Here is a 12,138-nt window from a genome sequence, read left to right as displayed (position 1 = left end):
GGTACATTTGATGAAGGGATAGTGGCTTTACTTAAAAGATTTCAAGCTCACGCATATCTTATTTAACATAAGATAGATAATACGCACTACGATATGGATTCTCCAGAGCCAAATCCGACCAAGCCAAAGCTTTCTAACGCCATGAAAATCCTAGAAATTCCAAGGCTCTCAAACTTTTTTGCTATGTTCGCCCAAGCCTGTTGGCCTTCGACCGTTTGTAATTTCCAGTACTTGCCGTGTTAGTTTTTATCTATACGCTCATAGACTGTCACACTTTACTCGTGGGCAACCTATGACTGACGCACGACTATGATTTAAAGCACATACGACTATCTTTTGAAAACAGAATTCAGATTAATCGTATCTCTATCCGTACAACCCTCCATAAACATCTGCTGAGCCGATCAAATTATCCTGCCAAAGATGATTGAATCAAATGTATCGCTGCACCTACAAAAACAATTTGATCAGCCATGCGTGTTACTGGAACAAATTGCTCTGTTTAAACTCCATAAAAACCAACAGGTTTGAAAACACTTGCAGAACATGCTTAAGGGCTACTCGCGATAACCTCCAAAGCTGAGCGTGTCTGGTTAAATCTATCTATAGAATTCGCAGCGCAAGCCACTATGTTCAGTTCTTCACTTAACAAGAATCAATAACAAACGATGGTCCTTCGATGAACATCAGAAAAACAGCTAAATCCAAACAAAATCATTCGTCTTTGCATTTAAACGGCAGTCAGCAAAAGACCGACATAGAACAGCGCTCAAGGTATGTATACCACCCAGAAAGTAATGCGCATACTCAGCGATGGTTTGAATGGTGTTACACCCTATCCTACTTATTTGCTTATCTGTACTCATATTGACCACTTAGATATAACTCAACGCTCCAACACATACATATAATAACCACGACTAGATTAACAGCCTTTCATAAACTAACGTTAAGCAAACAATTTGGATGGATTTGCACTATTGATTCAGAAATAACCCAGACCAATAAATGCCAAACACATCACCAAGATAAATAACGCACCACCCATTAAGCCGCGCAGTCAATGGTAATATCAATGCAGTCAAAACACCCTGGCATAAATCACCTCTATTCCTAGGTGCTTCAATATCTAGCTATGGCATAAGTAAACAGATACTTATGAATTAAAGCCTTTAGCTTTGTATTATATATATTTACCAGACGACACCTCTAACCCCCGACAATAAATCGCGATGAATATTAGAAACTAACAACACAAACCCTTTGCCTACCTAGTGTTATCAACCATAAGGCACGCACATATGACACAAAGTTATGATAGACAAAATCATTACCATAACAAATTTATAATGCCGATAATATTCACCAGAAAAACTCTAAATTAGATTTAGAAATTTTTATTAAGTTTATTTCACAACGCCCTTTACAAAACCGTTCAGATATTCAATTCTAGATTCAACGAAAAGACATACGGTCTTAAATAATAGTTAGATAATAGAAAAGGAGATTTCTATGTCACTTCCAATTGAATGGTTTAAAAATAGCTACGCTCGTATTCAGAAATGGGACGTAGAAGGCTTATCTCTTATTGAAGCTGAATCTGCTCTAGAGACTTACTTAACAGATAACAACCCTGTGTCACTAGAGATGGCAGACTACATTGCGGAGAATTGGACCTGTCGACGTATCCAGATGCTTGACTCTGAATCGCGTAGAACCCTAATGAAGATATGGGACGAACGTGAGATCGCTGCAAAAGCATAATAGAGCTGTATTAAACCAATTTAGTTATAGTGCATTAGATGGGTATCAAAAAAGGGCGTTGCTGCCCTTTTTGTTAATCTAGCGACTTTTCTTTTTGCCTTTCGACTTGAAGCTTTGATGAGGAAAAATGTTTCGTATTCTTTGTTGTATGTTCTTCGATATTGTCTTGCTAAATTTAAGTTTCATACCACTTCGAGTTTGGTATACCTTCAGCTCGCCTGTGGTTTTGTCACGCTCGACAATCTCTTTGAGATTATGTTTAAACGTTGGTGGTAAATGGCCTTTGGTCTTGGTGATTTCGCCTGCTTCCATTTTCACGACCAAAGACGGCCGGTCAATCGCGACAAGCCAGAATATCACCACCGCCCCAAGCAATATGACATACAACATAGCGACTACCTCCCTTCGTCACCTAATAACTTACTCAAGTCTTCTTTTAAGCTGCTTACCGTTTGTGTTGCTTTCTCGCTTCGAGAGGCCTCGCTCAACAGATACTCAATCGCTTCAGACAGCGTACAGCCGAGGTCGTTGGCACGGTGAGATAATTTCTCCCAAACTCGGAAATCTAAGTCAATCGACTTCTTTTTGGTGTGAACTTGCTCAGCATTGTAATGACGTTTACGTTTGGCACGGATAGCTTGCTTTAGCTTGTTATCGAGTTCCACAGACATGTGTTCGTCGATCCATTCGATAACCAGAGTAGGTTCATGCTCTAGCTGCTTCAGCTTTGAAACCGCATGTTCGATCTCACTGGTATCTACGTAGCGAGTGATATTCTCACCTTCACGCCACTTTTTTGTTAAATACTGCCACTTCCAACCACATTCTAAGTTTTCAAGTTGTTGGTATTTCATTGGTTTGCATCCCTACTCTGTTTACAGTGACAGCGTAACCCAAGTTACCAAACTTCTCAATAACAATGGTCAGTTAATGAGATTCTGCTCGCTATCTGAACGATTGAAAAGCTAACGTTGGGACGCGTTTCAATGTATACTTCGTGCAAATTAAACTTAAGTACGACGCAATGAATCAAGTCCCTTGGCAACAAGTCTGCCCCCTTTATAACGATTTCGCTGATCTTCTCGACAACGCATCCTCTTTCGCTCCAATGGGCGCCATTGAATTGCAGCCACGACTAAAAGCCGCTCTGTCCTTTTTTGTCTCTGATGCTTGTCCTTCAAAAGTGTTGATCATCAAAGATGGCGACAACTTGTTTCATCGACGCCTAGTCAGCGAGTATATCGAAACATTGGGACACAAAGCCGTTGTCAGTACGGATGTAAATCCGAGCCTCCTGTTCGATCGTTATCAGGTCGCAGACAACGAGACCCACACCGCACAGGGTTTAGCCTCAGAGGCTAACGGTGGCGTTTTGGTATCATCGACGCAAACAGCACTAGCAAGTCTTGGCGTTTGGACCAATTTAAAAGCGTTGCTGCAGGGAGCAAAACTAGACAGCGTAGCGCTCGATAGTAAGAGCTCATCACTAGCACCTCCAACTTATTCATCCGATTTCAAACTTGTCGTCCTTGGCGATCGCGAGCAATTATCGGACTTAGATTTTATCGATGGTGACTTCCGCTCTGGTTTCATGCAGTACACTGAAATCGAAAGTGACTTGAAAGTCACGCCAGCGACTGCCCAGCAATACCTATCCTTTGTTAATTTGATGGTATTAGAGCATATTTCTGGTAAACAACTCGATCGCTCTGGTTATCTAAAACTGCTTCAAGCTGGCGCAAGAGAAACTGAAGACAAACAATATTGGCCGCTTTCTGTTGATTGGCACAAAGCCCTACTATGCGAAGCATCATCTTATAGTAACAATGAGGTGATATCTTCAGAGCATATCGACGCTGCAATTGAAGCGAAGCGTAATAGAGAGTCATACCTTCCGGAGCGCGCAATTGATGACATTCTTGAAGGGCAAGTCGTCATTGAAACTCAAGGTAAGCAAGTTGGCCAAGTAAATGGCTTAACGGTCATCGATATTCCCGGTCACCCTATCAGCTATGGTGAACCGGCTCGTATTTCGTGCGTTGTACACTTTGGTGATGGCGATGTTTCTGATGTCGAGCGAAAAGTTGACCTTGGTGGCAACATTCACGCCAAAGGCATGATGATCATGCAGGCATTTGTCTCTTCAGAGCTCGACCTAGATGCCCCGCTGCCATATTCCGCTTCTATTGTGTTTGAGCAGTCTTATTGTGAAGTCGACGGAGACAGTGCTTCATTAGCAGAGTTATGTTCTTTAGTTAGTGCGTTATCTGGCTATCCAATTGATCAACAAATCGCGGTTACTGGAGCTGTCGACCAATTTGGTCGTGTTCAAGCTGTAGGTGGTTTAAATGAGAAAGTGGAAGGCTTCTATAACGTATGTAAACACCAAGGCTTAACAGGCAAGCAAGGTGTCATTTTGCCTAAAACTAATGTTCAGCACCTAGCTCTGAATAAAGAGCTCGTCGAAAGCATCAAAAATGAAGAATTTCACATTTGGTCTGTGACTCACGTAGACGAAGTGATTCCACTTTTATTGGGTCAACCATTCAAAAGTGACACCGAAGATAGCGTGATTGGCAAGATAGCAGAACGTATTGAAAACTTTGAAAAACATGAAATGCCAGAGTCATTTGTGACAAGGATTAAAAACTGGTTTGTCTAGTCGTGGTCGGACTTGTCTAGCGTACACCTGTTCACTAAGATGGCCTAACGCAAATTTGGAGTAATAAATAATGCAAAACAGACGTGAATCTTATAGCCGTGAAGACCTTCTAGCCTCTAGCCGCGGAGAACTATTTGGCGAGGGCTACCCTCAACTTCCAGCACCTAACATGCTGATGATGGACCGCGTAGCAAAAATGTCCGAAACTGAAGGTGACTTTGGCAAAGGTTTGATCGTTGCTGAACTGGATATTACTCCTGATCTATGGTTCTTCGACTGCCACTTTATTGGTGACCCAGTAATGCCAGGTTGTCTTGGCTTAGATGCAATGTGGCAGCTTGTTGGCTTCTACCTTGGCTGGATTGGTGGCGAAGGTAAAGGTCGTGCGCTGGGTGTTGGTGAGCTGAAGTTTACTGGGCAAGTACTGCCTACTGCTAAGAAAGTTACCTACGAACTGCACATGAAACGTGTTGTGAACCGCAAGCTGGTTATGGGTATCGCTGATGGCCGTGTGCTGGTTGATGGCAAAGAAATCTATGTAGCAAAAGATCTTAAAGTAGGTTTGTTTAAAGACACTTCTGCTTTCTAAATTAGTTCTAAATAAGCGACTCTCTAGAGTCGTTTATTTTTGCCAAGAACATTTAGTTATAGTGCACTAGATGCCTATTATAAAGGCCTCATTTGAGGCCTTTTGTTACTTCAATTTCGCTCCCGACTACTTGAAGAGTCCTGATTGTTTATCATCTCTCGCGTCACGCCAACCGCCAAGCCAATACGACTTTGCATCCATTTGTTGATAGGGACAGGCTTCCATCGATCGCCCATTCAATCCAGCTTTGTAACCCTGTGATTGAGCTCGCTCTAGACGATCACGCTTTTGTCTCTTCATAGTACGGTCCTCGCTATACAAAATCGGTTTCCCGACTTTCTATCATTAAAGATTTATGGAGCTTTTGTGACTCCTCTTTAATAATTGCTCATTTTTGGCTCGATCTCAAGACACAAAAAATCCCAGTTCCACTATTGTGAAGCTGGGATTTTTGTCACTTGTGACTACTTGTTACGGCGTAACCCGAAGAATCCAAGAATAATCAACGCCATCCAACCAAGGCTACCACCACTACGCTTAACAGGTGGCGCTTCAATGCCACGTGTTTGAATTGAACGATCTGCTTCGTTTGCGATCGGGATCAACTTAACTGCAACGACCTTCTCTTTCTTTTGGCCATTACCACAGTACGAGTTGTGACCTGTCGTGTCATAACCGCCGTCACATTTGAGCGCAGTTGCTGCAATCACACCATCGTCGTTAATGTCAGCAGCATCAACAATACGGTATTGGTTGTTTTGCGAGTTATAAGTACCGCCGTTGGTTAAATCATCCAGTAACCAAGGTTTTCCTTGGAAAATAGCCAAACGCTCGGCATCAGTGCCTGTTGTATCGTAAGGATAAATAAAGCCGCGCTGGCGACGTTTTTTACCAAAATACTCTGTAGATTGCTCAGCATCAACGGCACCAACAATTTCGTTGAAGTTGTTGATTGCGCCAGGCTCACCACCCACACCACGGAAGAAGATGCCGCTGTTACCATTTAGCTCGTCAAAGTAGCGCGCAGTAGGTGTCGAATAGCTACCATTCGCATCATTATTTAGCGTCACTTGACCCAAGAACATACGGTTTGCTGCCGCGCCGTTTTCACGCTTATCACCACGTCGCTTTGACGCCCCTAAGAATACAAGGTTTTTGTTGATGTCAGTAGCGTATGTATTGCTGTAAATAAAGTCATCACCAGACTTAATTCGCGCGTTTTCTACTGTTACTGGTGACCATTGACGGGCAGTGTCAATTGAGTTTGGATCAAATGTAGTAGATGGAACGAATACTGTTGCTTGTAGGAAACTGTTTGAACCATCACCCTGTGTATTTAGACCAACAAGAAAAGGTTTACCGTTACGTGGGTTATCCGAAGCGTTAGTTTGAGCAGCAATCACGGCTCCGCGAGCACTACCTTGTGATGCTTTTCTATCGTTGTTAGTTGGTACACCATTTTGCCAATCAGACACAATTGAAGCGCCCGCTGCAAAATTGGTTGAATCCCAGACCGCTGTTTTAGTAGCAAAAGCAAAGTTCTGGCAATCAGCACGAGATGCAGGATCTTCAATCAAGCAGTTGTTCAGGTCACCATTCCAGTTCTTATTGTCGTCGTTGTAGTCAAAAGGAGCCACAGCAGCACTGCCTACGATGTACTCTTTGCCACCATACTTGAAACTGCTCCAACCCATAGTACGACCCATTTGGTTGGTAATTCGTTGATCGCTGTTTGGTGACTCGACTAAGAATGGCAGCAACATTTCCGTAGTGTCGCCATTTTGTACAAAACCACGATGACGATATGCCGTCGCCAAGTTTCCTTTCGCACCATCACCAGACGCATTAATGCGATAGTAGCCAGAACTAGTATTACCAATAGCCATACCTTGATCAGAGGTTAGGCTATTGATCACGACGTTTTCTGAATTGGTATCTGGTGTCGCCACACCACCCGGTTTATAGTCCGAAGATGGCGTTACGCCCATTCGTGTTGCAGCGGATGCTTGGTCCGGGTTAGACGCTGGCGTAGTTTCACTAAAGCCATGAGCATTGGAGAAGTAATTGTCTTCACCCGCAATGTTGTTCCAGCCTCTTTGCGAGGAATTGTAAAACGCATCACGCTCACGTAGCAAACCACCAACATCGCTAAAGCTGTACCACATTTTATCAGTCCAGCCTGGATCGCAAGTCTGATAACCTAACTCAGATCGGCAATAATCGCGGTTACGATTCCAATCGGTATAGAAAAATGAGGAATCGTAGTTAAATGGGATCTCTTGACGATACGAATGCCCTTCTGAGCCATTTCGTGAATCACCAAACAAACGGTATTCGCTACATGTTGCCCCTTCGGCAAAACAGCCTAGCGGGTTCGTGGCATCCGCCTTTTCAATCGCGCTGCCATAGAACTCGGTGATCACACCACTACTATTTTCTACAAAAACACCTGTTGATTTAATGCTACCCGTAGGGTCCACCTCGACCACTTTATACAAAGCAGCGTGGCTCGATGTTGCAGCAAGTACACTTGCTGCAATCAATGAAAACTTAAAATTTTTACGACTCATCAAAACTAACTTTCCTGTTGCATTGCTTCGAGCTCTTCCCATCGCTCAAAAGCAACGTCTAGCTCCTGCTCTTTTGCAGATAGACTATCTAAAATAGGTTGTGTTTCTTCCACAGGCTTGGCGAAAAACGCTGGGTCATTCACCGTTTCCTGTAGCTGTTCAATCTCTTGCTCCAGTTGTTCTAACAGACCTGGTAGCGCTTCTAATTCCCTTTGTAGCTTATAGGACAGCTTCTTAGGTTTAGAGTTCACTGCCTTGGTCTTATTATCTTGTTCAACTGGCTGTTTTTTATTCTCTTTTGCCGGTTCGTAGGCTTTTCGTGCATCCAGCACTTGCTGTCTCTGCTGTTGAGCATCATGATAACCACCAACGAACTCTTCGATAACCCCATTTCCTTCAAAAATCCAGCTAGCGGTCACAGTATTATCAACAAACTGACGGTCGTGACTCACTAATAGAAGAGTCCCTTGATAATTCGCCAGTAGTTCTTCCAACAGTTCTAGTGTTTCAATGTCTAGATCGTTGGTTGGCTCATCGAGTACCAGTAAATTGTTAGCCTTAAGGAAGATACGAGCCAACAGCAAGCGGTTCTTTTCACCACCCGATAGTGCTTTTACCGGCGTTCGTGCGCGCTTAGGTGCAAACAAGAAGTCTTGTAAGTAGCTTAGTGCATGGCGTTCACGACCGCCTACCATCACTTCTTGCTTACCGTCGGCAAGGTTATCGATAACACTCTTTTCAGGATCCAACGCCTCACGGTATTGATCGAAATACGCCACTTCAAGTTTAGTACCGCATTTGAGCTTTCCTGATGTTGGGGTCAATTGATCGAGCAAAAGTTTAATCAGCGTACTCTTGCCACAACCATTGGGTCCGATAAGCGCAATGCGATCACCACGTTGAATGTTGAACGAAAAGTTGTTGATAATAGTTTTGCCTTCAATCTGATAATTCAGATCGTTTGCTTCAAACACAATCTTGCCTGAGCGGGCGGTGTCGTCGAGCTTAAGGTTAACCTTGCCCTGCACATCTCGGCGACCTTTGCGTTCTTCTCGCAACTTTTTCAGCGCTCGAACACGTCCTTCATTACGCGTTCTACGAGCTTTGATGCCTTGTCTAATCCAAACTTCTTCTTGCGCGAGCTTTTTATCAAACTCAGCGTTTTGCATTTCCTCAACACGAAGCGCTTCTTCTTTTTCAACGAGATACTTTTCGTAATCTCCCGGGAAAGAAACAAGCTGGCCACGGTCAAGATCAACAATGCGTGTTGCCATCGAACGAATAAAGGCACGGTCGTGGGAAATAAAGATGATTGAACCACGGAAATCTTTTAAGAACGTCTCGAGCCACTCAATCGTTGTAACATCTAGGTGGTTGGTTGGCTCGTCAAGCAGTAGCACATCAGGATCACAAACCAAAGCTCGTGCCAATGCTGCTTTCCTTTGCCAGCCGCCAGACAAGTCACTCAATAGCGTCGCGCCATCTAACTTCAACGCGCCAAGTATGTTCTTAATACGGTCCTCAAAACGCCACGCACCAGACACCTCAAGGTTTTCTTGGATCTTTGCTAGACGGTTGATGTTTGATTCACTCGGATCTTGCGCCACCAGCTCTAATAAAGCATGGTATTGCTTTAACTGCTCACCAGTTTCCGCTAAACCTTCTGCAACATAATCCGCCACGGTACCGGCTTGGTCTCTCGGTGGATCTTGCTCTAAGCGTGATACAACTACATCTTGAGTAATTTGCAGCTTGCCATCATCCATAATGATGTCGCCTGCTAATACTTTCATTAACGTCGACTTACCGGCACCATTTCGGCCAACCAAACACACACGCTCGTTCTCTTGTAGCGCAAAGTCAGTTTTATCTAGAAGCGGATGATCACCAAATGCAAGTTGTCCATTATGGATGGTAAGTAATGCCATTGACTGTTAACCATTGTTGAAGTTGTAAGATATCGAAGGGCCAATTGATCTCAGATTCATTCACTTTGACCACTGGAATAGTGACGCCGTAACGAGAGAAGAGTCCGTCATCGAACGCTATGTCGACAATCTCTACCTGCTCTCCAAGCCCTACTTGTTTGATTAGCTCAAGGGCCATCTCACAGAGATGGCAACCTTCAGTGCTGTATAATGTCAGTTCCTTTGTCATGATCCGTTTTAATTTTTGTGAGAGATAACCCAGCAGTTATGAATATGCTTGTTACGAGCAAAGTCGAGCGGCAAGGTCTTGTCAGAAATGTTTTTCGCGGTTAAGCCAATCTCTTCCAACGCATCCAAATCCATCTTGAAATGACGTTTATTGTTCGAGAATACGATGGTGCCTTCTGCACTTAGGAGACGCTTCAAATCACGCATTAATGTGACGTGGTCACGTTGAACGTCAAATGACTGCTCCATTCTCTTTGAGTTTGAGAACGTAGGTGGATCAATAAAGATAAGATCGTAGCTGCCATTTGCTTTCGCAAGCCATTGTAGACAATCCGCTTGAATGTATTGATGCTGACGGCCCACTTGACCATTCAGTTTCATGTTCTCTTTTGCCCACTCTAAGTAGGTATTAGACATATCAACCGTGGTCGTGGACTTGGCTCCACCAAGCGCAGCATGCACCGTTGCAGAACCTGTGTAGGCGAATAGGTTCAAGAAATCTTTACCCTGCGCCATTTCGCCCAGTTTACGACGAGTGATTTTATGGTCTAAGAACAAACCGGTGTCTAGATAATCGTGCAAGTTTACGATCAACTGAGCGCCGTACTCATGAACCTGCATTGTTGCCGACTTTTGAGCAAGTTTGTTGTACTGAGAGCTACCTTTCTTCTTCTCGCGTACTTTCAAGACAACGTTATTGGTATCAACACCGGTCACTTTAATCGAAGCGCGGATAATATCGGTTAGGCGACGCTTTGCCGTTTCTTCAGGAATACTTTTAGGCGCTGCATATTCTTGAATAACCAATGAGTCTTGATAGACATCAACGGCAACGTTGTATTCTGGCAAATCAGCGTCGTAAATACGGTAGCAGTCCAAACCTTCTTTCTTGGCCCACTTGCCAATTTTTGCCATGTTCTTCTTCAAACGGTTTGAGAAGTCTGGTGCAATCACCTGAAGATCATTGTTCCCAGCAATTTGTTCCGCACTACGTGCTGAAATCGAATAATTTTTCTGGTGACACTGTAACGCACCATTATTCAACTTAAATTGCTTGTCAGCACGCATACGTAAGCAACTTAGCAAATCATCTGAACTTGAGAAAATCGAAGCCTGACATCCTCCAAACTCAGTTTTAAGTTGATTACCAAACTCAGTATACAGAGCAATCAAGCCAGGCTCAGTACCTAAACGCTCACCATATGGCGGGTTACAAACAATCACTCCTTCACCAAACTCAGCTGGCTTAGTGACTTTGCTGGCATCACCAAGTTCAAACGTAATCAAATCATCAACGCCAGCACGCTTAGCATTTTCTTTTGCTGTACGAAGAACCTTAGGGTCGTTATCAAAGCCCCAAAATCTGCTGTCAGTCTTTTTGACACCGCGACGAGCTTGTACATTCGCCTCAGATTTCACTTCGGCCCACACTTCAGGCTCAAAGTCTTCGAGCGCTTCAAAACACCAAGTCTTTCGTTTCACACCTGGTGCCATGTTTGCTGCAAGCATCGCAGTTTCAATCAGTAACGTACCCGAGCCACACATAGGATCGAGCATGTTCTTTCCTTGCTCCCACCCACTTCTAGCAACAATAGCGGCGGCCAATGTTTCACGAAGTGGCGCACGACCAGACTCTGTACGATAGCCACGCTGATGTAGGCCTGAACCGACCATATCAAGACCAATCAATGCTTTATCGCGATGCAAACGTACGTGCACACGTACATCAGCGCGGTCTTTACTGATATTAGGTCTTGGTAAGTTCTTCTTATTAAAGCAGTCGACCACCGCATCCTTCACCTTCATAGCGCCGTATTGGCTATTACGGATCTCGCGGTTAGTACCATTGAAGTCAACAATAAACTTCTTCGAGCTGTGGAAATGATTTACCCAGTTAATGGACGATGCAGCCAGATAAAGGTCCATATCATCTTGGCAAGTAAATTCCGACAGTACTTTAACAAAGCGCGAAGCGTAACGACTCCACAAACAAGCGCGATAAATCTGCTCATTCGTCGCTTTAAATTTCACCCCTGCTTGAACAGGCTTTACAGAAGTTAAGCCCATTTGCTCAAGCTCTTGAGCGAGAAGGTTTTCAAGTCCGTTAGAAGTGACGGCAAGATATTGGTTCATAGTGTTCATCTGGCTGTGAAAAATGGTGTTGATTATACCTGACATTCCCGTCTGTCACTAAATAAACCTTCACTAACGGAGTCTCAATCCGTTTGTTCGCACAAGCTTTAACCGCTGAAAGCACCTAACACTATTCCAACACTAAAATTAGCAATGACTAATTAAAACAACGCTAGATCAAGCCTTTGAACGATAGTGAATACTTATTCTCTGTAATTTTGGTATAGACCAAGGTGCGCATTGAGCTGTAATTTAGTTACAAAA

General features: G+C 43.7%; 10 protein-coding genes and 1 pseudogene. 3 read left to right on the top strand and 8 right to left on the bottom strand.

Translation table 11 applies throughout. The features are described from left to right. Positions 1–86: 86 nt before the first annotated feature. Positions 87–203 (bottom strand): annotated as a pseudogene (locus AAA946_RS24135) (DUF3693 domain-containing protein); the annotation flags it as partial. A gap of 1,309 nt (positions 204–1,512) precedes the next feature. Between AAA946_RS24135 and AAA946_RS08005 the strand changes: the two are divergent. Then, positions 1,513–1,764 carry a hypothetical protein gene (locus tag AAA946_RS08005; RefSeq protein ID WP_338164381.1) on the top strand — a complete coding sequence of 84 codons (252 nt, stop codon included), beginning with the start codon at positions 1,513–1,515 and terminating at the stop codon, positions 1,762–1,764. A gap of 78 nt (positions 1,765–1,842) precedes the next feature. On the opposite strand, the gene AAA946_RS08000 is transcribed toward AAA946_RS08005, so the two are convergent. Then, on the bottom strand, positions 1,843–2,154 hold the full coding sequence (locus tag AAA946_RS08000) for a DUF3634 family protein (RefSeq protein WP_338164380.1): 312 nt from the start codon (positions 2,152–2,154) through the stop codon (positions 1,843–1,845). A gap of 5 nt (positions 2,155–2,159) precedes the next feature. After that, positions 2,160–2,618, bottom strand: a complete 459-nt coding sequence (gene matP, locus AAA946_RS07995) for a macrodomain Ter protein MatP (protein WP_338164379.1) — start codon at positions 2,616–2,618, stop codon at positions 2,160–2,162. Between the two features lie 170 nt (positions 2,619–2,788). On the opposite strand from matP, the gene AAA946_RS07990 reads away from it, so the two are divergent. Both AAA946_RS07990 and fabA read left to right on the top strand, forming a co-directional pair. Then, positions 2,789–4,426 carry a Lon protease family protein gene (locus AAA946_RS07990; RefSeq protein ID WP_338165802.1) on the top strand — a complete coding sequence of 546 codons (1,638 nt, stop codon included), beginning with the start codon at positions 2,789–2,791 and terminating at the stop codon, positions 4,424–4,426. A 70-nt stretch (positions 4,427–4,496) separates the two neighbouring features. After that, positions 4,497–5,015 (top strand): bifunctional 3-hydroxydecanoyl-ACP dehydratase/trans-2-decenoyl-ACP isomerase, encoded by a 519-nt coding sequence (gene fabA / locus AAA946_RS07985; protein ID WP_338164378.1) that lies wholly within the window; start codon positions 4,497–4,499, stop codon positions 5,013–5,015. A gap of 126 nt (positions 5,016–5,141) precedes the next feature. On the opposite strand, the gene rmf is transcribed toward fabA, so the two are convergent. The 5 genes from rmf to rlmKL form a co-directional block, all read right to left on the bottom strand. Next, positions 5,142–5,315 carry a ribosome modulation factor gene (rmf, locus tag AAA946_RS07980; RefSeq protein WP_042475718.1) on the bottom strand — a complete coding sequence of 58 codons (174 nt, stop codon included), beginning with the start codon at positions 5,313–5,315 and terminating at the stop codon, positions 5,142–5,144. A gap of 164 nt (positions 5,316–5,479) precedes the next feature. Beyond that, the gene (locus AAA946_RS07975; RefSeq protein WP_338164377.1) at positions 5,480–7,585 is read right to left on the bottom strand and encodes a DUF3466 family protein; all 2,106 of its coding nucleotides are present in this window, start codon (positions 7,583–7,585) and stop codon (positions 5,480–5,482) included. 5 nt (positions 7,586–7,590) lie between these two features. Next, complete coding sequence (locus tag AAA946_RS07970) at positions 7,591–9,513, bottom strand: ABC transporter ATP-binding protein (RefSeq protein WP_338164376.1); 1,923 nt, start codon at positions 9,511–9,513, stop codon at positions 7,591–7,593. Then, positions 9,491–9,742 carry a glutaredoxin family protein gene (locus AAA946_RS07965; protein ID WP_338164375.1) on the bottom strand — a complete coding sequence of 84 codons (252 nt, stop codon included), beginning with the start codon at positions 9,740–9,742 and terminating at the stop codon, positions 9,491–9,493. The genes AAA946_RS07970 and AAA946_RS07965 overlap by 23 nt, the downstream gene beginning before the upstream one ends. An 8-nt stretch (positions 9,743–9,750) precedes the next feature. Beyond that, the gene (rlmKL, locus tag AAA946_RS07960; RefSeq protein ID WP_338165801.1) at positions 9,751–11,874 is read right to left on the bottom strand and encodes a bifunctional 23S rRNA (guanine(2069)-N(7))-methyltransferase RlmK/23S rRNA (guanine(2445)-N(2))-methyltransferase RlmL; all 2,124 of its coding nucleotides are present in this window, start codon (positions 11,872–11,874) and stop codon (positions 9,751–9,753) included. Positions 11,875–12,138: the final 264 nt, after the last annotated feature.

The sequence above is a fragment of the Vibrio sp. 10N genome, from assembly GCF_036245475.1.
Lineage (GTDB): Bacteria > Pseudomonadota > Gammaproteobacteria > Enterobacterales > Vibrionaceae > Vibrio.
The sequence above is the reverse complement of the archived record's forward strand: the minus strand, read 5'-3'. Positions and strand labels throughout refer to the sequence as shown.

Bases quoted from the DNA above. Each gene is read 5' to 3' on its own strand.
- AAA946_RS08005 (WP_338164381.1), top strand. From the start codon at position 1,513: ATGTCACTTCCAATTGAATGGTTTAAAAATAGCTACGCTCGTATTCAG.
- AAA946_RS08000 (WP_338164380.1), bottom strand. From the start codon at position 2,154: ATGTTGTATGTCATATTGCTTGGGGCGGTGGTGATATTCTGGCTTGTC.
- matP (WP_338164379.1), bottom strand. From the start codon at position 2,618: ATGAAATACCAACAACTTGAAAACTTAGAATGTGGTTGGAAGTGGCAG.
- AAA946_RS07990 (WP_338165802.1), top strand. From the start codon at position 2,789: ATGAATCAAGTCCCTTGGCAACAAGTCTGCCCCCTTTATAACGATTTC.
- fabA (WP_338164378.1), top strand. From the start codon at position 4,497: ATGCAAAACAGACGTGAATCTTATAGCCGTGAAGACCTTCTAGCCTCT.
- rmf (WP_042475718.1), bottom strand. From the start codon at position 5,315: ATGAAGAGACAAAAGCGTGATCGTCTAGAGCGAGCTCAATCACAGGGT.
- AAA946_RS07975 (WP_338164377.1), bottom strand. From the start codon at position 7,585: ATGAGTCGTAAAAATTTTAAGTTTTCATTGATTGCAGCAAGTGTACTT.
- AAA946_RS07970 (WP_338164376.1), bottom strand. From the start codon at position 9,513: ATGGCATTACTTACCATCCATAATGGACAACTTGCATTTGGTGATCAT.
- AAA946_RS07965 (WP_338164375.1), bottom strand. From the start codon at position 9,742: ATGACAAAGGAACTGACATTATACAGCACTGAAGGTTGCCATCTCTGT.
- rlmKL (WP_338165801.1), bottom strand. From the start codon at position 11,874: ATGAACCAATATCTTGCCGTCACTTCTAACGGACTTGAAAACCTTCTC.